At 36.1% G+C, this 23289-nt stretch carries 25 protein-coding genes; 9 read left to right on the top strand and 16 right to left on the bottom strand.

The annotated features are described in order from the left end of the window. Positions 1-12: 12 nt before the first annotated feature. Positions 13-495: a hypothetical protein gene (locus IEW45_RS13595; protein ID WP_188621812.1), complete on the bottom strand. Its 483-nt coding sequence runs from the start codon at positions 493-495 to the stop codon at positions 13-15. A 7-nt stretch (positions 496-502) separates the two neighbouring features. Then, positions 503-946 carry a nucleoside deaminase gene (locus IEW45_RS13590; protein WP_188621811.1) on the bottom strand — a complete coding sequence of 148 codons (444 nt, stop codon included), beginning with the start codon at positions 944-946 and terminating at the stop codon, positions 503-505. Between the two features lie 64 nt (positions 947-1010). Here IEW45_RS13590 and IEW45_RS13585 point away from each other — a divergent pair, with 64 nt between their 5' ends. Genes IEW45_RS13585 through IEW45_RS13575 form a run of 3 tightly spaced genes read left to right on the top strand, consistent with a single transcriptional unit; the run spans position 1011 to position 4409 of the window. Further along, positions 1011-1610: a hypothetical protein gene (locus tag IEW45_RS13585; RefSeq protein WP_188621810.1), complete on the top strand. Its 600-nt coding sequence runs from the start codon at positions 1011-1013 to the stop codon at positions 1608-1610. A 33-nt stretch (positions 1611-1643) separates the two neighbouring features. Then, complete coding sequence (locus IEW45_RS13580; protein ID WP_188621809.1) at positions 1644-3416, top strand: 1-deoxy-D-xylulose-5-phosphate synthase; 1773 nt, start codon at positions 1644-1646, stop codon at positions 3414-3416. 45 nt (positions 3417-3461) lie between these two features. Continuing rightward, positions 3462-4409, top strand: coding sequence for a DUF3078 domain-containing protein (locus tag IEW45_RS13575; protein WP_188621808.1), 948 nt, complete (start codon positions 3462-3464; stop codon positions 4407-4409). Positions 4410-4445: 36 nt separating this feature from the next. Here the strand turns inward: IEW45_RS13575 and IEW45_RS13570 are convergent, their stop codons facing one another. The 6 genes from IEW45_RS13570 to IEW45_RS13545 form a co-directional block, all read right to left on the bottom strand. Beyond that, positions 4446-5786, bottom strand: a complete 1341-nt coding sequence (locus tag IEW45_RS13570) for a deoxyguanosinetriphosphate triphosphohydrolase (protein WP_188621887.1) — start codon at positions 5784-5786, stop codon at positions 4446-4448. 24 nt (positions 5787-5810) lie between these two features. Continuing rightward, positions 5811-6068 (bottom strand): hypothetical protein, encoded by a 258-nt coding sequence (locus IEW45_RS13565; protein WP_188621807.1) that lies wholly within the window; start codon positions 6066-6068, stop codon positions 5811-5813. Between the two features lies 1 nt (position 6069). After that, entirely contained in the window at positions 6070-6597 is a 528-nt protein-coding gene (locus IEW45_RS13560; protein WP_188621806.1) for an RDD family protein, read from the bottom strand. A 93-nt stretch (positions 6598-6690) separates the two neighbouring features. After that, on the bottom strand, positions 6691-9096 hold the full coding sequence (locus tag IEW45_RS13555; protein WP_188621805.1) for a ribonucleoside-diphosphate reductase subunit alpha: 2406 nt from the start codon (positions 9094-9096) through the stop codon (positions 6691-6693). A gap of 81 nt (positions 9097-9177) precedes the next feature. Beyond that, a complete protein-coding gene (locus IEW45_RS13550; RefSeq protein WP_188621804.1) occupies positions 9178-10155 on the bottom strand; it encodes a ribonucleotide-diphosphate reductase subunit beta in 978 nt (325 codons plus the stop codon). A 537-nt stretch (positions 10156-10692) separates the two neighbouring features. Continuing rightward, positions 10693-11274, bottom strand: coding sequence for a DUF3109 family protein (locus tag IEW45_RS13545; RefSeq protein WP_188621803.1), 582 nt, complete (start codon positions 11272-11274; stop codon positions 10693-10695). Between the two features lie 122 nt (positions 11275-11396). On the opposite strand from IEW45_RS13545, the gene IEW45_RS13540 reads away from it, so the two are divergent. The 3 genes from IEW45_RS13540 (at position 11397) to IEW45_RS13530 (ending at position 12862) form a co-directional block, all read left to right on the top strand. Further along, complete coding sequence (locus IEW45_RS13540; protein ID WP_188621802.1) at positions 11397-11972, top strand: MarC family protein; 576 nt, start codon at positions 11397-11399, stop codon at positions 11970-11972. Between the two features lie 71 nt (positions 11973-12043). Further along, positions 12044-12241 carry a hypothetical protein gene (locus IEW45_RS13535; protein WP_188621801.1) on the top strand — a complete coding sequence of 66 codons (198 nt, stop codon included), beginning with the start codon at positions 12044-12046 and terminating at the stop codon, positions 12239-12241. Between the two features lie 9 nt (positions 12242-12250). Then, complete coding sequence (locus tag IEW45_RS13530; RefSeq protein ID WP_188621800.1) at positions 12251-12862, top strand: FAD-dependent oxidoreductase; 612 nt, start codon at positions 12251-12253, stop codon at positions 12860-12862. Between the two features lie 81 nt (positions 12863-12943). Here IEW45_RS13530 and IEW45_RS13525 read toward each other — a convergent pair whose 3' ends face one another. The 3 genes from IEW45_RS13525 to IEW45_RS13515 are packed head-to-tail and all read right to left on the bottom strand — an operon-like array spanning position 12944 to position 15353. After that, a complete protein-coding gene (locus tag IEW45_RS13525; RefSeq protein WP_188621799.1) occupies positions 12944-13300 on the bottom strand; it encodes a cation transporter in 357 nt (118 codons plus the stop codon). Between the two features lie 34 nt (positions 13301-13334). Further along, positions 13335-14921: a S41 family peptidase gene (locus IEW45_RS13520; RefSeq protein ID WP_188621798.1), complete on the bottom strand. Its 1587-nt coding sequence runs from the start codon at positions 14919-14921 to the stop codon at positions 13335-13337. A gap of 3 nt (positions 14922-14924) precedes the next feature. Next, entirely contained in the window at positions 14925-15353 is a 429-nt protein-coding gene (locus IEW45_RS13515; protein ID WP_188621886.1) for a deoxycytidylate deaminase, read from the bottom strand. Between the two features lie 300 nt (positions 15354-15653). On the opposite strand from IEW45_RS13515, the gene IEW45_RS13510 reads away from it, so the two are divergent. Next, the gene (locus IEW45_RS13510; RefSeq protein ID WP_188621797.1) at positions 15654-16085 is read left to right on the top strand and encodes a tellurite resistance TerB family protein; all 432 of its coding nucleotides are present in this window, start codon (positions 15654-15656) and stop codon (positions 16083-16085) included. A gap of 81 nt (positions 16086-16166) precedes the next feature. Here the strand turns inward: IEW45_RS13510 and fbp are convergent, their stop codons facing one another. Beyond that, positions 16167-17183, bottom strand: a complete 1017-nt coding sequence (gene fbp, locus IEW45_RS13505) for a class 1 fructose-bisphosphatase (protein ID WP_188621885.1) — start codon at positions 17181-17183, stop codon at positions 16167-16169. 113 nt (positions 17184-17296) lie between these two features. Between fbp and IEW45_RS13500 the strand changes: the two genes are divergently transcribed. Together IEW45_RS13500 and IEW45_RS13495 are read left to right on the top strand one after the other, a co-directional pair. Then, positions 17297-17770, top strand: coding sequence for a GNAT family N-acetyltransferase (locus IEW45_RS13500; protein ID WP_188621796.1), 474 nt, complete (start codon positions 17297-17299; stop codon positions 17768-17770). Between the two features lie 37 nt (positions 17771-17807). Beyond that, positions 17808-19079, top strand: coding sequence for an aspartate kinase (locus tag IEW45_RS13495; RefSeq protein WP_188621795.1), 1272 nt, complete (start codon positions 17808-17810; stop codon positions 19077-19079). A gap of 52 nt (positions 19080-19131) precedes the next feature. Here IEW45_RS13495 and IEW45_RS13490 read toward each other — a convergent pair whose 3' ends face one another. From IEW45_RS13490 to IEW45_RS13475, 4 genes are all read right to left on the bottom strand, one after another. Continuing rightward, positions 19132-19647: a hypothetical protein gene (locus tag IEW45_RS13490; RefSeq protein WP_188621794.1), complete on the bottom strand. Its 516-nt coding sequence runs from the start codon at positions 19645-19647 to the stop codon at positions 19132-19134. A gap of 4 nt (positions 19648-19651) precedes the next feature. Next, the gene (locus IEW45_RS13485; RefSeq protein ID WP_188621793.1) at positions 19652-20443 is read right to left on the bottom strand and encodes a cysteine peptidase family C39 domain-containing protein; all 792 of its coding nucleotides are present in this window, start codon (positions 20441-20443) and stop codon (positions 19652-19654) included. Positions 20444-20577: 134 nt separating this feature from the next. Beyond that, positions 20578-20841, bottom strand: coding sequence for a hypothetical protein (locus IEW45_RS13480; RefSeq protein WP_188621792.1), 264 nt, complete (start codon positions 20839-20841; stop codon positions 20578-20580). A gap of 11 nt (positions 20842-20852) precedes the next feature. Then, positions 20853-23168: a cysteine peptidase family C39 domain-containing protein gene (locus tag IEW45_RS13475; RefSeq protein ID WP_188621791.1), complete on the bottom strand. Its 2316-nt coding sequence runs from the start codon at positions 23166-23168 to the stop codon at positions 20853-20855. Between the last annotated feature and the right edge of the window lie 121 nt (positions 23169-23289).

Below are 23289 nucleotides of genomic sequence, written 5' to 3'. Positions count from 1 at the left end.
TTATGTGTAATACTAAAACTGTTTAAACTCTTTACATTGTATAGTCCCTTGAGTATAAACTTGATTTTCAATATTGACTATATAATCTTTAGCACTTTTACAAAATGCTTCTTTAAACTCTTTCTTATCTAAATTATATATTCTTATAACAGCAAACTTTGTATTATAAATATACCCTAATGGAAACTCAATTTTATAATGATATGTCTCAAAGTTTTTAGAAGAATCTTTACCGATATAATCAAACTCTAAATACACTTCCTGATAAAAAGTTTCAATATCTGCAATTAACTCTTTTCCTACAGTATATGAATGATTTAATAACACTTCACCTTCTTTACTTACAAAGTTCATTTCTACACCACTTGTTACCAACTCATTATCAACAATTAAAACTATATTAACCTTAAGCTCATTTTGTGCATACCCCTGAGAAATAGAGACAATAAACACTACAAACAGAGAAAATGTATATTTATACAGAAGATTCTTCATAACGCTTTTACTTTCTTCGTTCTTTAAAAAAGGTTTTCATCAATTCAGCACATTCGGTAGCCAACACACCTTCTTTCACTTCTGTTTTAGGGTGTAGTTTACCTCCCATTACTCTATACCCCCTGTGTTCATCGGCAGCACCAAAAACAACCTTGGGTATCTGGCTCCAATATAATGCACCGGCACACATTTGGCAGGGTTCCAGTGTAACATACAGCGTACAATTAACAAGATATTTACCTCCGAGAAAATTAGACGCTGAGGTTATTGCCTGCATTTCGGCGTGGGCAGTAACATCGTTTAGTAATTCCGTTAAGTTATGCGTACGGGCTATTACCCTGTTATCTACCACTATTAAAGCACCTACAGGTATTTCGCCTTTTTCATAGGCTATTTCTGCCTCCTGTAAGGCTTTTTTCATAAAATATTCGTCGGTAAAAATGTTTTCCATAGAAAGCAAAAATACGATTCTCAGCAAATTATACGTTATAATAAGACAACCAACCCACTAGCTTATGAAAACATATAAAATATCAATCCCAAAACCTTGTCATGAAGATTGGAATACAATGACTCCAACCGACAAAGGTAAGTTTTGCTCCGCATGCGCTAAAAATGTTGTCGATTTTACTAATATGAGTGATGCAGAAATAAAAAACTACCTGATTACTAAAAAAGAAGAAAGGGTGTGCGGGCATTTCAGAAAGCAACAGCTTGACGCTATTACTATAGAAATTCCACGACAGGTTTTATCCTCACAAACGCAATTCAGGAAAATATTTCTGCTGGCTTTATTATTTACTATGGGTACTACCTTATTGAGTTGTGCCGATGAAGCAGGCAATAAGCAAAAAATAGAGAATGTGGTGATTGAGAAAGAAGAAGTGATAGTCCCTGAAGGTATTGATATTCTTGAAAACTTACCTCCTCCACCCCCTGAAGAAGTAGAATTTTTAGACGGAGAGGTCGCTATAGCGCCAGACACCACTCCTGAATGCAAAACAATAAAACAAATAACGACGCATACAGTAGGTAAGGTTACATTAGACATTAAGGATGAAAAAAAAGAAAACAATCACATTACAGGAGATACTATTATAACAACCAAGCAATAATAAATCAAGAGTAAATATTGTAAATTTGCATTCATGCAAAAGTTACTTAACACTATACAATCGCCTGCCGATTTACGAAAACTAACTCCTGAACAGTTACCGCAACTGGCTGCCGAATTACGGGAGTTTATTATTGATATTGTTTCGGTAAAAGAAGGGCATTTGGGTGCAAGTTTAGGTGTGGTAGAGCTAACCATTGCATTACACTATATTTTTAACACTCCTGATGATTTACTGGTTTGGGATGTAGGACATCAAGCCTACGGACATAAAATATTAACCGAACGCAAAGATAAATTCGATACCAATCGCCAATGGGGTGGCATAAGCGGTTTCCCAAAACGTAACGAAAGTGAATATGATACTTTTGGAGTTGGGCATTCCTCTACTTCCATTTCGGCAGCGTTGGGTATGGCTATCGCTTCAAAACTTAAAGGCGAAGCCGAAAAAAACCATATAGCTGTTATAGGCGATGCGAGTATTGCATCGGGTATGGCGTTTGAAGGGCTTAACCACGCAGGTGTTACGGATACTAATCTTTTAGTTATCCTTAATGATAACGCCATTGGTATAGACCCTAGTGTAGGGGCTTTAAAAAACTATTTAACCGAAGTTAAGGAAGGGCGCAACCCACGCCAAAACAACATGATTAAATCCCTTAACTTTGATTATATAGGTCCTGTAGACGGACATGATATCAACGCACTACTAAAAGAACTGGAACGCCTTAAAAATAAAAAAGGTCCTAAATTCCTGCATATAATAACTACAAAAGGTAAAGGGTTAAAAAAAGCGGAAGAAGATCAGGTAAAATACCACGCACCGGGTAAGTTTGACAAAGTAACCGGAGAGATATTACCGAAAACAGAAGATAATTTACCCCCAAAGTATCAGGATGTTTTTGGATTGACTTTAGTTGAGCTGGCAAAACAAAACGAAAAAATAATAGGCATTACCCCTGCAATGCCTTCGGGGAGTTCCTTAAAATTTATGATGGAGGCTTTCCCAGAAAGGGCTTTTGACGTAGGCATTGCCGAGCAACATGCCGTTACTCTTGCAGCAGGCATGGCAACTCAGGGAATGACGGTATATTGCAATATATACTCTACCTTCCTGCAACGTGCTTACGACCAGGTGATACATGACGTTGCTTTGCAAAACCTACCTGTAATTTTTTGTTTAGACAGGGCAGGACTTGTAGGCGAAGATGGCGCAACGCATCATGGCATATTTGATATTGCTTACCTGAACCCGATACCTAACCTGATTATTTTTGCTCCGCTAAACGAAAAGGAACTGCGAAATATATTATATACCGCTCAGCTTGGTTTAGAACACCCTATTGCGATACGCTACCCTCGAGGGCGTAGTGAAAGTACTGAATGGCAACTGCCTTTCGAGGAAATTGAAATAGGAAAAGCTACCGAACTGAAAAAAGGTAATACAGTAGCTATACTTTCTACAGGTACTATTGGTAACAATGTGACTAAAGCTTTTGATGAGGTGGATAACAGTAGTTTATTCTCTCATTATCATTTCGGGTTTATTAAACCATTAGATGAAAATACCCTCCATACTATTTTTAAAACCCACCAAACTATACTCACTATAGAGGACGGAGTTATAAAAGGTGGTTTTGGTAGTAGTATAAGTAATTTCGCTACGGAAAACAGCTACACACACACTATAAAGCATTTAGGTGTACCTGACAGCTTTATTGAACATGGAAAAGTAAGCGAATTACAACAATACTGTGGTATAGACGTTAAAAGCCTAGAAGAAATTTTTTCAGCTTACGAAAATTAACGATTTTTGCAAGCGCATCTATTATTCTATTAAACATCAATTTTAATGAAGTTAAAATCCCTCTTAACAGCATTGCTGCTACTAGGCTATATATATAATGGTTATTCGCAGATGATTGCGACTACATTACCCGATTCTATTACTTATTGGGAAAATAACAACAAACTGGGGCTGGATATTTCGGAAATTGCATTTGTTAACTGGAGTGTGGGTGGTAATAACTCGGTAACCATATTGGGTAAAGGAGAGTTTTCTCGTAACTACAGTAAAGGCAATCTTAACTGGGATAATGAGTTGTTATTAAAATACGGGCTTAACAGCCAGGAAGGCCAGGTATTACGAAAAACCGACGACCAGATAAAATTTACCTCTACCTTTGGTTATAGAAAAGATACTATATCACACTGGTATTATAGTGCCAAATTTAACTTTAATACGCAGTTCTCTAACGGTTATGCTTACCCAAATACCGAAGATGAAATTTCAGGACCTTTCTCCCCTGCTTATATCTTTCTGGGGGTTGGTAGTGAGTATATACGAAAAGACTTAGGGCTTAATGTTTATTTATCTCCGTTAACTAATAAAACCACATTGGTATTAAACCATGCACTTGCTGACCAAGGTGCTTTTGGTGTTGACCCTGCCATATATGATGAAGAAGGAAACCTTTTAAGAAAAGGAAAAACATCACGAACGGAAATAGGTATATTAATTACCAACAGCTTTAAAAGGCAGATTTTTAAAAATATAATGTTAGACCATCGTATTAGTTTCTACACAGACTACATTAATAAGTTTGGTAATATTGATGTGGATTGGCAGTTTCAGCTGGACATGACTGTAAATGAATATGTAAGGGCTAATATAGGTTTACATATAATTTATGACGATGATATTAAAGCTACGGAAGAAGTGGGTGACGAAGTAGTACAGGTAGGACCAAAAATACAGCTAAAACAAATGCTTGGGCTTGGGCTTACTTATACTTTTTAATTCCTTGTTGCTACTATCCTAAACCTGAAATACTCTTTATTTATTACCCGTTATAGTGTTATATAATAATAACGCCTTGCCATCTGTTAGTGTGGAAACAAAATGGCAAATATGCAATAGCCTGTCATAAAGGCTCGTTTTATTGGTAACAAACTTTTCAGGTAATAATTTTAGCACCAATTTGTCGTAGTTATTTTCTACACCTTCAAACTTGTTATTGTAAGCAGTACAAAAAGTATCGAGTAATGTATTAATTATTCGGTAGCCTATAACCTCTTTTTCTACCACCTCACGGCTTTGGTATATATTTTCAATACTCAGGTTAATAATATCTCTCATTTGCGCAGTATATTTACCCTGCTCTGTTAATGAGTATGGATATTTACCTGCCAGTATAGCTTCTTCATTATCAAGAAACACTTTTACGGCATCATTAATAAGACTACTTATAGCTAATGCCCGCAGGTAGCTTACCCTGTCTTCTTTTGTAGTAAGACTTTTATATTTGTCTACCTGCACATTATTTTTAACCAGTTTTATAAGGTACTCCAGTGCAAAATCTTCAGAGATAACGCCAAGGTTAATCCCATCTTCAAAATCAATGATAGTGTAGCAAATATCATCGGCTGCCTCAACTAAGTAAGCCAGCGGATGACGCTCGAAGCCAATATCATTACCTGTTTTATTAGGTATAAGTCCTAATTCATTTGCTACATCCTGAAAGAATGCTTTGTCACACTGAAAGAAACCGTATTTTTTATCAGCAATATTTTTAGTTGGCTTTTTGGGTAGTGATTCCTTAGGGTATTTCATAAATGCTCCCAAAGTAGCGTATGACAACCGTACACCGCCTTCTATACCGGGGCGTGATGCTGTTAAAAGATTAAAACCGTTAGCATTTCCTTCAAAGTCTACTATATCCTGCCATTCTTTATCCGTTAGTTGATCTCTGTACTTTTTACCGTTACCGGTCTTAAAGTATTCTCCTATTGCTTTTTCTCCCGAATGTCCGAAAGGCGGATTACCAATATCATGCGCTAATGCAGCAGCAGCAACTATAGCACCAAAATCATTCATTTGGTAACCATGTATGTTTTGCAGATATGGGTGCTTTTCCAGTATTTTTTTACCTACAAGCCTACCCAGTGAACGTCCTACTACCGATACCTCTAAACTGTGGGTTAAACGGGTATGTACAAAGTCTGTTTTAGAAAGCGGAATTACCTGTGTTTTGTCCTGCAAGCTCCTAAAAGCTGATGAGAAGATTATACGGTCGTAATCTACCTCAAAACCTAAACGGGTATCATCCTGCTCTTTTCGTAAACGTTTACTTGTATCCCCCTGCCTTTTTAAAGACAGTAGTTGTTCCCACTGCATCATATTAGTATATGGTTTTATATTCTAGTCTTCTTCAGGTTTAGGAGCGTCATCATCTCCTTCTTGCTTATTTACCAAAGTAAAATCTTTCGATTTCATTGGGTATTGCTCATTACTTTTATCGCTGGAGTTTTCTATTGTCGATTTTATAGTTATCTTATCATTAAGATTAAAACCTTTAGCTACCGTTTTATAGTCTAACAGGTACTCACCACAAAAGTAGTTACCGTCCTCATCTTGCGCTATCACTCCCGTATAAACGGCTTTTTTTTCTTTTGCCATATTAATAATTATTAAGTTCTGTTGTTTCTTCCTGCCCTATTTGTTCAAACGATTGTTTCATCATTACAGCATGTTCATATTTTTTTACGTCAATTACATACGTCTTACTCAGGCTATCATGCCAGCCTCTTGCTTTTGAACCTAAAAATGAAAATGCTTCAAATGGTATAATTCGGCATATTGTACGTAGTAATATAGTCCCTGCATCAGGTTTAGATCCATCGTACATTACCACTTTTGTTCCTGTAATATATTTACCTATACTACGCGATGTAAGCGATTCTATAAGACCATAATAAACAATTAATATTACCACCCCCAGAAACCTTTCTTCAAGAGTTCCCATTTCCGCTATCCATATAGCAGGTCCGTCAATTCCAAAAGCAAGATATAATAGCGAAGCAAAAAGCCCTAACAAAAAGCCTAACACGAGTTGAACCACAAAATCTAAAAGAAGGTTTGCAAAACGTTTCCCTCCGGAAGCGTACATGGTTTCATCAACGTAAACAGCAGTAATTTGATTTTCCATAATTATAGTATTAAAAGGTGGTGGTTGATATAATTAAAATAAGGAGCATTATGCTCCTTATTTTAATTCTGCTAATATATTACTTTTTCTTTTTTAAGAACCGCACATTTCACAATCATCAGGGTCAGAGTTTTGGGCACGTTGTAACATTGCCTGGAACTCATTTGTAGACATTGATTCTGTATTAGCATCTTCAGCAGTTGCAGCAGCAGCTACCGGTTGCGCTTTTTTGTCATTATTAAGGGTAAACTTAATAGCATCTACAGCACTCTTAGTTCTCAGGTAGTACATCCCTGTTTTCAGTCCGCTCTTCCATGCATAGAAGTGCATTGAAGTAAGCTTACCAAAGGTTGCATTTTCCATAAACAAGTTAAGCGACTGCGATTGATCTATAAAGTAACCTCTTTGGCGGGACATATCTATAATATCCTTCATACTTAGTTCCCACACTGTTTTGTACAGGTCTTTTATATCCTGAGGAATAGCATCTATATGCTGAATGGAACCGTTGGCTCTCATTATTTCCTGCTTTAGGTTATCATTCCATAAACCAAGGTCTACAAGGTCACGTAACAGGTGCTTGTTTACTACAATAAACTCTCCTGAAAGTACCCTTCTTGTATATATGTTTGATGTATATGGCTCAAACGCTTCGTTATTACCTAATATTTGCGATGTAGAAGCCGTTGGCATTGGTGCTAACAACAGTGAGTTTCTTACACCGTTTGCCATAACCTCTTTACGAAGTGAAGCCCAGTCCCAACGTCCGCTAAGGTCTTCATCTTTTAAGCCCCAAAGGTTATATTGGAATTCTCCTTGCGATATTGGTGAACCTTCAAATGTTGAGTATGGTCCTTCTTCCTTAGCCATTTCCATACTCGCTGTAACAGCAGCAAAGTAAATGGTTTCGAATATTTCCTGATTTATTTGTTTTGCTTCATCACTGGTAAATGGCTGACGCATTAGTATTAATGCATCGGCAAGCCCCTGTACTCCTAAACCTACCGGACGGTGGCGCATGTTTGAGTTACGTGCTTCCTCTACCGGATAGTAGTTTCTGTCTATTACTTTATTCAGGTTACGGGTAATGCGCTTGGTAACATCATATAAATGTTGGTGGTTAAACACACCATCTTCTACAAACATTGGTAATGATATAGAAGCAAGGTTACATACTGCCACTTCATCAGGTGCAGTATACTCCATTATCTCTGTACAAAGGTTAGAGGAACGTATTACACCTAAATTCTTTTGGTTCGATTTTCTGTTAGCCGCATCTTTATACAGCATATACGGCAGTCCTGTTTCTATTTGAGACTCCAGTACTTTTTCCCAAAGGTCACGGGCTTTAATCGTTTTTCTTCCTTTGTTGGCTGCTTCATACTTTAGGTACATTTCCTCAAACTCCTCACTGTGTACGTCGTAAAGACCGGGACACTCGTTAGGACACATTAACGTCCATTCTGCATCTTCCTCTACACGCTTCATGAATAAATCAGGAATCCAAAGTGCTGTAAACAGGTCACGTGTTCTCATTTCTTCCTTACCGTGGTTCTTTCTTAACTCAAGGAAGTCGAAAATATCGGCATGCCAAGGCTCAATGTAAATCGCAAAACTACCTTTACGTTTACCTCCGCCCTGATCTACATAACGTGCTGTATCGTTAAACACACGCAGCATAGGCACAATACCGTTTGATGTACCGTTTGTACCACGAATGTATGAACCTGTAGCTCTTACATTGTGTATAGATAAACCTATACCTCCTGCTGACTGTGATATTTTTGCTGTATTTTTAAGTGTGTCATATATTCCGTCTATACTATCATCTTTCATAGTAAGCAGGAAGCACGACGACATTTGTGGTTTTGGCGTACCTGAGTTGAAAAGCGTTGGCGTTGCATGAGTAAAGAATTTTTTAGACATTAACTCATACGTTTCCAGTACCGCATCAATATCATTAAGGTGTATACCTACTGATACTCGCATTAGCATGTGTTGCGGACGCTCTACAATTTTACCGTTTATTTTTAACAGGTATGATCTTTCCAGTGTTTTAAACCCGAAATAGTCATAGTTAAAGTCACGGTTGTATATAATGCTCGAATCTAATGTTTCGGCATTTGCCATAATGGCTTCGTAAACCTCATCAGAAAGCAGCGGAGAAGGCTGTCCTGTTCTTGGGTTTACATATTCGTACATTTCGGTCATTGTTTCCGAAAACGACTTTGTTGTATTCTTGTGCAGGTTAGATACCGCTATACGGGCAGCTAACTGTGCATAATCAGGGTGGCTAACCGTCATGGCAGCGGCAATTTCCGCAGCAAGGTTATCCAGTTCATAAGTTGTTACACCATCATATAACCCTTCTATAACACGCATTGCTACTTTCACCGGATCTACAAGGTCGCTAAGTTCATAGCACAGTCTCCTTACTCTAACCGTTATCTTATCGAACATTACCGGCTCCTTTCGGCCATCTCTTTTTACTACATACATAGGCAATATTTTAAGGTTATTAATGGCGGGCAAAAATGCCCACTAACTTTATTATTTTGTTTTTGTGTGTTTGGTCTTTTTTTAGAAATCAGCGTCGAAGCTAATTTTTTGTGAGTTATCATCTTTATTAATAACTCCTGCTTTTTGGTATTCTGAAACTCTCTTTTCGAAGAAGTTTGTTTTACCTTGTAGTGAAATCATATCCATAAAGTCAAACGGATTGGTAACATTGTACTGTTTTTCACAACCAAGTTCTACTAAAAGTCTGTCGGTTACAAACTCCAAATACTGCGTCATTAACTTAGCATTCATACCTATAAGACTTACCGGAAGTGACTCTGTAATAAACTCTCTTTCTATATTAAGCGCATCTACTAAAATCTCTTTAATTCTTTCTTTCGGTACTTTGTTTACTAAGTGATTATTGTGCAGGTGTACTGCAAAGTCACAGTGTACACCTTCATCACGCGATATTAATTCGTTAGAGAAGGTTAAGCCCGGCATAAGTCCTCTTTTCTTTAACCAGAATATAGAACAGAATGCTCCTGAGAAGAAGATACCTTCTACCGCTGCAAATGCAATTAGTCTTTCAGCAAACGATTCAGACTCTATCCATTTTAAAGCCCACTCTGCTTTTTTCATAATAGCAGGAAATACTTCTATAGCACGGAAAAGTTTATCTTTTTCCTCTTCATTCTTTACATACGTATCAATTAAAAGCGAGTAGGTTTCACTGTGTATGTTTTCCATCATAATCTGGAAACCGTAAAAGAACTTTGCTTCGGCATATTGTACTTCGTTTACAAAATTTTCTGCAAGGTTTTCGTTTACAATCCCGTCAGATGCTGCAAAGAATGCTAAAATATGTTTTATAAAGTATTGCTCGTCGTCACTCAACTTGTTATTCCAGTCATTTAAATCCTGGTGCAGGTCTATTTCTTCAGCCGTCCAAAAGCTGGCTTCCATTTTTTTGTACCAATCCCAAATATCGTGGTGTTTTATCGGGAATATTACAAATCTATTTTTATTTTCCTGTAAAATCGGTTCTGTTGAAGACATAATTTTTTGACTTTTATAGTATTAGAATAATGCTCTTTTTCGCTAAAAGGGAGATACAAAGATTGCCATTTGTGAGAGAAAATGAAAGGCAAACTTATTCACAATCTGCAATAGTTTTTAACAACGACTTAATATTAGGATAACAAGGCTAAAAAATCACAAAATATTGTTTTTTAGTTATTTACAAAAAATAAACCGCTTTTAAAGGACTTTAAAAAATACGCAAAAACCTTTGTATTTACAAGTGGTAAGAGCTATTTTTAATCAAAATATTTTACAGGATATAAATGTATTTTATAGCTAAAAAAGTCGTAAGAAAAGTATGTTTTTATAGAACTTGATGAAATTTTAACCCGTTATTTTTTAACTTGTTATTTCTTTTTTGCATTTAATTAAACAGAACGGATAATTTTCATTAATAGTAGTTACTTCACACAATCTGTAATTCCCAAATTCATTCTCTGTTATCACTATCATAAAAACCATATAGCCATTTTCAGCCAGCAGGCTATAATGAGAAATTTAAAGAAAAAACCTTTACAAGTTTCCTGACTGTTTTTTAAACTCTTCGGCAACCTTATCAAGCTCTGCATACCAGTCCTCACCAAAACGACGGATTAATGCCTCTTTTACAAACTTGTATACAGGAACTTCTAATTCCTTGCCCAGTGTACAAGCATCACTGCATATATGCCAACGGCTGTAGTTTACCGCAGCAAACTCCGAAAAATCTTTTACACGTATAGGGTATAGGTGACAGGAAACAGGTTTTTTCCAGTCAACCAAGCCTTGATTATATGCTTGTTCAATACCGCAAAGTGCCGTTTTGCCATCAAAAATAACATAGGCACATTCAGCACCGTCAATAAGTGGTGTTTCAAACTCACCATCTTCACCTACTACCCAAGTCCCCTGAGCCTCTATAGCCTCAATTCCTTTTTTTCGTAAAAAAGGTTTCACTTTCGGGTATATTTCCTCCATTATTTTAGTTTCCTCCTCTGTTACCGGAGCCCCCGCATCTCCTTCTACACAACATGCACCTTTACATGCCGAAAGATTACACACAAACTCTTTTTCGAGAACCTCTTCAGAAACTATTGTCTTACCTATTTGAAACATGCTGCAAAGATAAAACAAACTTAGGTTAAAAACTGCCTGAATAAAATTTTAGTCTTTTTTCGTGGCAGTGTTTAATTTATAAGGTAATTTTGCAGCTTAAATTTTTTTAATTACATCAGGGTATGGCATTTGACTGGAGAGAATTATTTACAGTGAGCATGGTACTTTTTGCTGTAATAGACATTATGGGTAGTATACCTATAATAGTAGACTTGCGCAATAAAGTAGGGCACATACAGTCGGAAAAAGCATCACTGGTTGCCCTGATAATTATGGTTGCTTTTTTGTTTGTAGGGGAAGAAATTTTAAACCTTATAGGTATAGATGCCAGCTCGTTTGCCGTAGCAGGTTCGTTTGTACTGTTTTTCCTTGCCTTAGAAATGATACTGGGCATACGTTTATATAAAGATGACGACCCAAATACAGCATCTATAGTACCTATTGCGTTCCCGCTTATTGCAGGGGCAGGTACCATGACAACTATACTATCGCTTCGTGCAGAGTATGCCGAAATAAATATTATTGGCGGCATAATACTAAATGTAGCTGTGGTATATGGTGTATTAAAGTCATCGGCTAAAATAGAAAAAGTATTAGGGGCTAACGGGCTTGGGGTAATACGTAAAGTATTTGGTGTAATATTACTGGCTATAGCTGTTAAATTATTTGCGGCTAATGTTAAACAACTATTTATTTAACAACCCTTTACGTAATTTTATAATAAAACAAGGCTCCCCAAATAAAAGCCATTATTTAAAATAATTTTGCAATGAAAACATTTATTTATACACTAATAGCTATAGCCATAGGGCTTATTATATTTAATATAACCCTATTGGACTTTAACAACCTTTTTGAAGGCGACAGCCTTATTGCATTAATAGGTATAATAGCATCGTTATGTGCTGTATGCATACTTATTATATTTAAAAAGGCAAAGCAAATAGAGGAGAAAACCCGTAATTAACAATCCAAAATGTTTGACGTTTTAATAATAGGCGGAGGCGCATCGGGCGTTTCCTGCGCACTTATATTAGGTTCTGCACAAAACAAACCGTATGCAGAAGGTAAAAAAATAGGTATACTTACACACCAAAAAGCATCGGCACTGCGTGATGCTGTTTTTAATAATGCTTACGGTATTCCGGCTGGTAAATTAGGTAAAGATTTAATGGACGAAAGCCTGCAACAGCTTACCGACCTTTACCCGCATGTAGAACAAATAGAAAAAGAGAAAGTAATGAAAGTGGAAGGCGAAGCCGGAAACTTTACTGTTACTACAAACAAAAACAGTTATACTACCAAAGCTATTGTAGTAGCGGTAGGTTCTGCTCCTACTTTTAATATAGAGGGCTTAATGGACTATATAGAACCACACGGCAAAGCATTACCCGAAAAGAACCGCATACAGTTAAAGAATGATGACCATTTGGTTGATGATGGTATTTATGTAACCGGAACACTTGCAGGCTGGCGCAGCCAGGTAGCTATTGCTGCCGGTAGTGGCGCTGCGGTTGCTACTGATATTATGACGCTTTGGAATGACGGTGTGCCGGCACAATATCACGACAGTACAAGAAGTAAATAGAAACTTTACTTTAAACAAAAAACGGAGCTTTATAAGAGCTCCGTTTTTTGTTTAATTTTAATGAGATGGTAAAGTTATACCTTACACCTTACAACATCCGTCTAGTTTTTTATACCCTTCAGGGTCTGCTTTAACATCATCAGCATCATACCCTAATTGGCTAATCGCTTTTTTTATGGTTGCCAAATCAGTCTTTTTGGTGTTATACGTTACTTGTATAGTCATTTTCTCTTCATTAAGACTTACCATTTGCACACCTTTCTCTCGTAACAGCTTCCTGTCAAATAATTGTCCGCATGTCTCACATATCTTACAATGATCGCAAGCAATAGCTGTTTTTATAGTTACTGTCTGAATCTTTCTGTCTTGTGCACTTGCGGTAATACTAAAGCAAAATAATGCTATTAGTAGCAAGCCAGATTTAATTATTGTTTTCATTTTTTATAATTTATTTAGGTTAGTTAGTTATAAATTATTTTTTTAGTTGTCTTTCATATTCAAGCACTTTTTTTACCATAGTATCGCGTTTAAGCAACATTTGGTAATATACTTTTTCACTAAACAGTTGTCTTGAAAATTCAGCAGTTAAGTAGTACTTAACCTCATCTTTATGCTTTTCTAAAGGTAATACCAAACCACTATTGGCAAGGTATTCTCCAAATGCATTATAATACTTGTCTGAGTTTTTTATTTTTTCCTGTAAAGCATCAAGAGTAAGTCCTTCAAAGTCTTTACGGTGGTTATCCAGTTGTTCAAAAACAAAATAGCTTACAATACCTGATTTCATTACCATAAGTAAAGCCTCGTCACCATGTTCCCCTTCCAGCGGAACAAACACATCCGGTATAATACCGCCACCGCCATATACCGTACGCCCCCTTAAGGTTTTGTACTTTAAGGTATCCGCTATTTTAATACTATCGGCTGCATAAAGTTCTCCATTTTCATAACGTTTGGCAAAATCATCAAAATACGCCTCGCCTCCATCGGCATAGCTGCGCTGTATCGACCTGCCTGATGGCGTATAGTAGCGTGCTACGGTTAAACGCACAGCACTACCGTCGCCTAAAGGCATTTCTCGCTGTACTAACCCCTTACCAAAGGAGCGCCTGCCTACAATAGTACCCCTGTCATTATCCTGAATAGCTCCGGCTAATATCTCACTGGCAGATGCGGTGTTCTCGTTTATTAGTATATATACTTTGCCTTTTTCAAACATTCCGTCATCATGGGCATAAGTTATATCTTCACGACCTTTTTTATTCTTGGTTTTTACTATAACTAAACCGTCTTCCAGTAGGTCATCGGCAATATCAACCGCTTTTTCAAGGTAGCCCCCTCCGTTATCACGAAGGTCTATAATAAGGTTATCCGCACCTTCCTTTTTAAGCAGTTTTAAAGCAGTTTCAAATTCTTTATAAGTAGTCTCGGCAAAACGGTTTATCTTGATGTATGCAGTATTATCATCTGCCATTACCGCAGCATCTACACTTTGTATAGGCACTACATCTCGGGTAATGTTTACTTTAAACTCTTTGTCTTCACTTTTTCTGTAAACTGTAAGGGTTAGTTTAGAGCCTTCCTCTCCTTTTAGTTTAGAAAAAAGACTGTCATTAGGCAGGTTTTTACCATAAAGCTGATAATTATCGGCATACAAAATACGGTCGCCCGATTTTATACCTGCTTTTGCCGAAGGACCTCCCGGAATGGGTTTTATAACCGCAACCGAGTCTTTATACATATAAAAGTTAATGCCTATACCTACAAAATCCCCCCTCATACTTTGTGCTACCGATTCCATTTGAGCTCTGTCAATATAAACTGAATGAGGGTCCAGTTTTTCCAGTATGCTGTTCACGGTAAGGTCTACAATAGAGTCTGCATCTACATCATCTACATATTCACTGTCAATAAAATCAATTAGCTTATTCAGCTTGGTTTTATTGGAATATAAAGCACTGCGCTTAGATTCGGGAAAGTTTAAAAAACTGCCCAATAAAAGTCCCACTACCATAAAGGCAGCCAGTAATATAGGTAAATATGCTTTTTTTATCTTCATATATTAATCCAGTTCGGGCACACAAACCACCTTAACCCCTGCACGTTCTAAAAAGTCTATCCCCGAATTGTCTTTATAACTACTTTGGTATACTACACGTGTAACGCCAGACTGGTGTATAAGTTTGCTACAGTCTTTACATGGCGACATGGTTATATAGAGTGTTGCTCCCTCGCATGATTGGGTAGAGCGGGCAACTTTAGAAATGGCATTGGCTTCGGCATGCAATACATACCATTTGGTTAAGCCTTCGTTATCTTCACAGCAATTTTCAAAACCTGAGGGTGTACCGTTGTACCCGTCAGATATTATCATTCTATCTTTTACAATAATTGCGCCAACCTTTTTGCGCTTGCAGTACGACAGTTGTGCCCATTCTCTTGCTATTCTCAAATAAGCCTTATCGTACTTATTTAATTTTTCTTCTTTCATTTCCATAAAAAACAGTAAGATGCAAAGTTAAGGTTTCATCATTTTAAAACGGCAGGCACAAAAAATTTATTACTACAATTATGTATTAAAAATAACCTTATCGGGTAAATAATACAAACAGTACTCTTATTTTTTGTCTGTAAGCTCAAAATATCATGCTTTAACCTATAGAAAAAATGGTATTTCCCTGTTGTAATACGATAAGTGTAAAAAATATACTAAAAATCTTCATCAAATTGTTTATATGAGAAAATATATAATTTATATTTGCCGATATTTTATAGATAACACAAAATAACTATGTCAATTTCAGATTTATTTGATAGCGGTTTTAAAGAGAGAAACAAAGGTCATTTTTCATCTATTGTTAGAGTTGCAATGGAAAACGGACATATTAGTCCTGAAGAGAAACTGTTTTTAGATAAACTGGCTAAGCAACTGGATATATCGGAGAGCGAATATGAGGAAATATTAGCCAACCCGAACAAATATCCTGTAAACCCTCCTTACCTTTACTTACAAAGACTGGAGCGTTTATACGATTTATCTAAAATGGTATATGCAGACCATGTTTTAGGACCAAAACAAAAAGAAATTTTAAAACGTTTTGCCCTTGCACTTGGTTTTACACCAGGTAACGTTAACCTTATTGTAGAAAAAGCACTTTCACTACAGGTTATGGAAGTTGATGTTGATACTTTTGTGTATGAAATGCAACACATGAACCGATAGTAAAAAATATTATATAGTAAAAAAGCCTCTGTAATTACAGAGGCTTTTTTATTTAAACCAATAACACAAAAACTATAATAATTATTCTTGTTCTTTTGCTTCTCGCATAAATTGCTCTGCTTTTTCTACCATGTTATAACTACCACAGAAGAATGGCACACGCTGGTGCAGTTCAGTAGGTTTTATCTCCATGATACGGTTAAACCCGTCAGACGCTTTACCGCCTGCCTGCTCTGTTAAAAATGCCATAGGGTTACACTCATAAAGTAAACGCAGTTTACCGTTTGGTGCTTTGGCACTGGTAGGGTAAATATAAATACCGCCTTTTATCATATTACGGTGAATATCCGAAACCAAACTACCTATATAACGTGAAGTATACGGTCTGTCTTCCTCCTCACGCTGGCAATACTTAATATAATTTTTTACTCCTTGTGGAAAGTGTACATAGTTCCCCTCATTTATAGAATAAATATTACCATCTTTAGGGAACTCCATATTAGGGTGCGAAAGATAGAAAGTACCAATAGCAGGGTTTAGTGTAAACCCGTTAACACCGTTACCCGTAGTATATACAATCATTGTACTGGTACCATAAATTACATATCCTGCCGCTACCTGGTTTATACCTGGTTGTAAAAAATCTTCGGTTGTTACCGGTGTACCTTCAGGTGTTACCCTGCGATAAATAGAGAAAATTGTACCTACCGATACGTTTACATCTATGTTAGAAGAACCATCTAAAGGATCCATCATTACCACATACTTATTGTTATGGCAACCATCCTGTCCTTTTATAGTTATATACTCATCATTCTCTTCAGAAGCTATACCGCAAACTATTTCACGGTTAATAAGTGTTTGCATGAAAATTTCGTTTGCATACACATCCAGTTTTTGCTGATCCTCACCCTGAATGTTTCGCTCTCCGAAAGCTCCTATAATATCAACCAGTCCCGCTTTGTTTACTTCGTGGTTTACTACTTTTGCCGCCAGGCGAATAGAGTTAATTAATCGGGAAAGTTCTCCGGAAGAATACTTAAAATCTTCCTGTTTTTCAATGATAAATTCCCCTAAGGTCTTGTTGCGTCCTTCCATTACTAAAACGTTATAGTTGAGTTGTGGCACAAATATCTAAATTTTTGTGATAACACAATAATTTATTATTAAATAAGGTAATAGAATGTATTTTTGCCAAAATTTCACTACTTATGAACATCCGTAAAGGCACTAAGAACGACATGCCTGCCGTACTGGAACTTATTACCGAACTTGCTGTTTTTGAAAATGAACCTGATGCCGTTAGCATAACTGCTGATGACCTTATAAAAGATGGTTTTGGGCAAGACCCGCTTTTCTACACATTTGTAGCAGAAAAAGACGGGGAAATTATAGGTATGGCATTATTTTACTACCGCTACTCTACCTGGAAAGGAAAAACCATACATTTGGAAGACCTTGTAGTAAAAGAAAGTATGCGTGGTACAGGTGCGGGCAGTGCTTTATACAAAGAAGTGATTAAATTTGCTAAAGCACAAGGCGTGCGCCGTGTAGAATGGGTAGTACTGGACTGGAACACCCATGCTATTGATTTTTATAAGCGTAGCGGAGCTACAGTGTTTAACGACTGGCTTACGGTACAAATGGATGAAGAGGGGATTACCAAGTTTACGGCAAACCTATAGCAGTAAACCAATCAGCCAAATAAGAGCGTAAAGAACTATGAGAGTATTTAAATTTGGAGGAGCATCAGTTAAAGATGCTGACAGTATAAAAAATGTATACAATGTATTACAGCAAGTAGGCTATAATGATGTGCTTATTGTAATATCGGCTATGGGTAAAACCACCAATGCATTGGAAGTAGTGGTAAAAAACTACCGAGAAAAATCACCTGAGCTGCAAGCATCTATACAGGAAGTAAAAAAATACCATAACCAAATACTGCTCGACCTTTTTGAAGATGAAAACAATCCTGTTTTCAATACCGTAAAAGAGTTGTTTAATGATATGGAGAACTTTTTAAAGAAAAATAAATCTCCTAACTATAACTTTATTTACGACCAAGTAGTAAGCACCGGCGAACTGGTTTCTACAGCTATAGTGAGTCATTACTTTAGCTCTATGGGTTTACACAACCAGTGGCTTGATGTTCGCGATTATATTAAAACTGACACTACGTATCGTGATGCCGTTGTTGACTGGGAACAAACCCAACAAAATATAGCCCAAAAGGTAAACCGAAAAGTACTTAGCATCACACAGGGGTTCTTAGGCTCTGATGAAAACAGTTTTACCACTACTTTAGGAAGAGAAGGATCTGATTATACTGCTGCTATTTTTGCCTACTGCCTTAATGCCGAAAACGTAACTATTTGGAAAGATGTAAAAGGGGTACTTAATGCCGACCCAAGGTATTTTGACAATGCAAAGCTACTCAATCAAATATCTTACAGGGAAGCGATAGAGTTGGCATTTTACGGAGCATCGGTAATACACCCGAAAACATTACAGCCATTACAGCGTAAAGAAATTCCGCTATTTGTAAAATCGTTTACCGAGCCGTTACTACCGGGAACAAGTGTAAGCAAAGGTGCCGATTTAGAACCGCACATGAGCTGTTATATTGTTAAAAAGAATCAGTTGCTTGTATCGCTTTCCTCGCTTGATTTCTCTTTTATAATGGAGGAAAACATTAGCGAAATTTTTGCACTGCTGCACAAATACAAAATGAAGGTACACCTGATACAGAACTCTGCTATTAGTTTCTCCGTTTGTGTAGACGACAAGTTTGGCAACTTTGCAGAACTGAAAAATATACTGGCTCAAAAATTCAAAGTATCATATAACGAAGATGTATCGCTATATACCATACGCCACTTTACTGAAAAATCGGTTAACGCTGTAGCCGACAATAAAGAAATATTAGTAAAACAAGTAAGCCGCGAAACCATGCAACTGGTTACAAGAGAATTGCAACAGGAAACAGTATAAATAAAAAAGCCCCAAATTTGGGGCTTTTTATTTTTGGAACCTTAATTCATTATTATTTTAATTTCAAGGTTTTTCTATCAAATGTCTTATAAGACAAAACATCAGTACCTACATTTCTAGTTTCGTAAAAATTACCATTTTGCTCTAAAAACAAGCTAGAATAAGGCAAGCCTTGATGATGAAGTAATACAGTTCCGACCATGCCTATATCTCTACCAAGAAAGGTTACTTCAAACCCATTTTCCAACACTTCAGAACTATACCACTCCCATTTCCTCACCATAAAGCTACCGACAACATTAGGCAGACTATGCAAAATATAATCATTATGAAAATCTTCATCATCAAGTTGACTAACAAATGCTACCATTTGTTTTGATAACAAATTTTCCCATTTCGGGTCATCAGGAGACAGATGTTTATTTTTAATCAATACCGAAATCGTTTCTTTAAAAACATTCAGTTCATGTTGAGGATTGATTATGTTTTCAACAATGAAGTAACCATACTTACCGCTTTCGGGTAATTCCCCTTCTATATTATTTTTAATTCGTTCTAATTCTATCATATCGCTATTTTTTTAAAACTACAAATTTGTCATTAAATACTTCTTCAAAATCTGCCCAGCTAATACTATAATATGACCCTTCATTTAAGGGTAATGGATCCCTCAAAAACACTCTCCCGTTCTCAATCTTATCAACAACTACAGCATGAGCTCCTATATCTGGGGCTCTTATACCTACAATGGACACTTTATTATTACCTTTTAACGCATTCTCTAAAGTACCTAAGGTTATGTTCTTATCCATTGTCCCTCCTCTTGCTATAAACTGAAAACCTTCTTCTACATATAAATTTTCTAATGCTTTTGGAATATCCAAAATATTAGCTCCCTTCTCTGTAGTTTTTAAAGCAGCAGCAATGGTATTCTCATATTTTATTATTCCAAAATCACTTAAAGCCATTCGCAACGAATTAGCTACACAAGTATAATCTTTAGTTTGTCCAGAAATTAATTTGCTTGTACTTTCTGCTCTTAATGCCAAACCAGCATTTTCAATAAATGACTTATGAATGTCTCCTTGTTTAGCTGTTCTAGCAAGACGTTTAGCTCTTTTAGCAGCATTCCCTGTTTCTCTAACTACCTCCTCACTCTCCTCTATTAAATCATCTATTTGTTTTGCAAGCTTTTTATTTTTTAGCTGTTCTTTAAATTTTGCTCCATACTTTACTATTCCCTTTGCAAGATAGTAAGAAATAGTTCCCATACTTACACAAAAACTTAACAACCCCCAATGTGTTACAAACCACTTTCCGGCTTCTGTTTTACTTAGTACTCCCTTAGCTCCCGGTATTGCCATCCTTAGGTTGATTGGGCTAATAGAAATATCAAGTAAGCCGTGAAACCATGCAGCTAATTACAAGGGAATCGAAACAGGAAACAGTATAAATAAAAAAGCCCCAAATTTGGGGCTTTTGCTTAAAAGTTTAACGTTTATGTTTTTAATGGTGCATAATCTTTAATAAAGTCAATCAACTCATTCTCTGTATTAAAATCTTTTGATTCATTAACAATAGAATTAATCAGCACAACAGTCGCTTTATCGTCATTAAAAAAAATTTCAAACCCTTTATTAATCACGAATGTATCAGGCAGTGGCCCTGTTTCACCTTTTACACCTCCCCAGATATGACTATCCTTGTCAAAAACTTGATAGCCTATATTTGACAATTTTTCTTTTACTATTTTTCTGTTCATATTATATTCATTTAATTTTTAAACCAAAAAGCATATCTATTAGATAGATTCCATCTTTTTTCAAATTCATCCAGTTTCAAATACGCTTCGACCCCTGGCTCTCCACTATCTATTCCTTTAATACCATTTATTGGCCATGGGTCCCGAACATAAACAAAACCATTTTCAATTTTATCAATGATAATAGCATGGAATATTCTATCTGTTTCTCTATTTTTCACCCATGCAACCCACGATCCATTTTCACTTAAAATATGACTCAAATCAAGAACTGGCATTTCAACATGTTCTAATATCCCTTCTCCAAATGATTTATTTTTAAATATTTTCTCTGATGCGGCAACCATCTGTTTTTCATATGTAGGACCTCCTTTAACTATATTTCCAAATTTTCTGATTTTTTCTTCGGTTATAATAATATTTCTATCTTTTGCCAATTGTCTTATACATGCAACTGCACAAGAAAGAGAATCTTCCTGACCAAACATATTCCTTGAAAGAACAGATAAATATTCTATAAACCCACCTGTACCTATTGCTTTCACATTCGAAATATCTGCTGCATTGACAACCTTCTTACTCTCCTCTATTAAATCATCTATTTGTTTAGCAAGCTTTTTATTTTTTAGCTGTTCTTTAAATTTTGCTCCATACTTTACTATTCCCTTTGCAAGATAATAAGAAATAGTTCCCATACTTACACAAAAACTTAACAACCCCCAATGCGTTACAAACCATTTTCCAGCTTCTGTTTTACTTAGTGCTCCCTTAGCTCCCGGTATTGCCATCCCTAAGTTAATTGTGCTAACGGCAACATCAAGTATGGCAAATAAACGTGCTGCACCGCGTATCCCTGCCGAGAGTGCACCTCCACTGGTTATAATACCAATAACATCTACTACAGCCAATGCTGCGTCTGTTACATCGCTCCATTCGCTGGTATCTCCCAAATACTTACCGTACAATGCAATAGTGGGTATGGTTTCTACCTCATTTAAATCAGAATCAAGCTTTTTAATATAAATAATATCTAATGGATGAAATTGGTTTGATTCATTATCAGGATTATTTATTTCAATATCTTTTCCAAAAAGATACCTAAATATTGAAAGTGAATCAAATCCTACAACAGGCAATTGAAGCTCATTTGTAATTTTTACTTTTCCTTCTTCATCACCAAACAAAATATTACTTTCAATATGGGCATTCCCATCTTCACTAACAGTAAATGTTCTTGGTTTTATATCTTCACCCGCTATAAGGAATGTAAGAGCTGTAAAGTAGGTACAAAATTCCTTTATTGAGTTCTCATCATCAAAACCACTATATAATTCTATTAAATCATCAGGATTATTGTAAAAGTGTTCGTAGGCTGCTACAGGGTTTAACTTTGTTAATATTCCGGTTACTCCGGAAGTTGTATCGTTACCTAAACCATCTTTACGATCAAACTTACTAAGTTTAAATACATTCCCTAGTGTTTTACAAAAATCTAGTTCTTGTGCAACAAACCTAGGTATATATTGGTAAAGCCAATTTAGTCTGAAAAACTTTACATTATTATACTCTTTCCTGTAACCATTATATAAAACTTTATCTTCAAGCTCTTCTGTTTCCTTTAAAGCATCCAGAAAAGCATTCTTTATTTTATTTTTAAAATTACTGTTGCTAGTACGACCACACAATTTTAATAACTCTTCAAAATCATCATAAACAGAAGATGTTATAATAACAGCAATTTCACCTTTACTGTCTTCTTCAACAACGTAGCGGGTAGCCCTAACATAATAAAAATATAGCTTATAGCTAACTTTTCTGCGTAAAGGATCAAACTCAAAATCAAGCCCAACAGTTACATCATCTTCAGAATCTTTTTTAAGATTTATAACTCCTGTTTCTTTATTTAGTTTCCCATCCAATTGTAAATATCTCGAAGCAAGACGATCTGTTATAGGCTTTTCTTCATTATATATTTCTGTAACGGTAATGCTTGTTGAGTTTCCTGCCATACGGTCAAAAATAGCATCCTTTCCATGAGATAGTGTTTTTTTGACATCCTTTTTAGAAATACCAATAAAATTGCGGTAATCAAAAATAGTATCTTTACCTTCTTTAAGAAAATTTATTAACGTGGGAAAATCAATATGCTCTTCAGCATAATCCGGTTCATAAAAAACACTGTCCCTACCAAATGGGGAATCCAGTGCTATCTCATTAGAGGTTTGTTGAATGCTATTTCCTTGAGAAGCTAAATTGTTAAAAGCATCATTATTATAATTATCAAAGGAAATAACAGACCCTCCTGAGTTTAAATCGGTAAAATCCATGATTAAATTAAAGTCCTTTTAAAATACCCAAACACAGGTACGTGTTAAGTATATACAAATCTTGAAGAGAAAAATTATTTTAAAAGAAATCTTGAGTGGATAGTCGACGTCTGACTATTTT

This window comes from Flavobacterium suaedae (assembly GCF_014642915.1).
Lineage (GTDB): Bacteria > Bacteroidota > Bacteroidia > Flavobacteriales > Flavobacteriaceae > Flavobacterium > Flavobacterium suaedae.
Note: the sequence above shows the minus strand (reverse complement) of the source record. Positions and strands in the feature narration are given on the sequence as shown.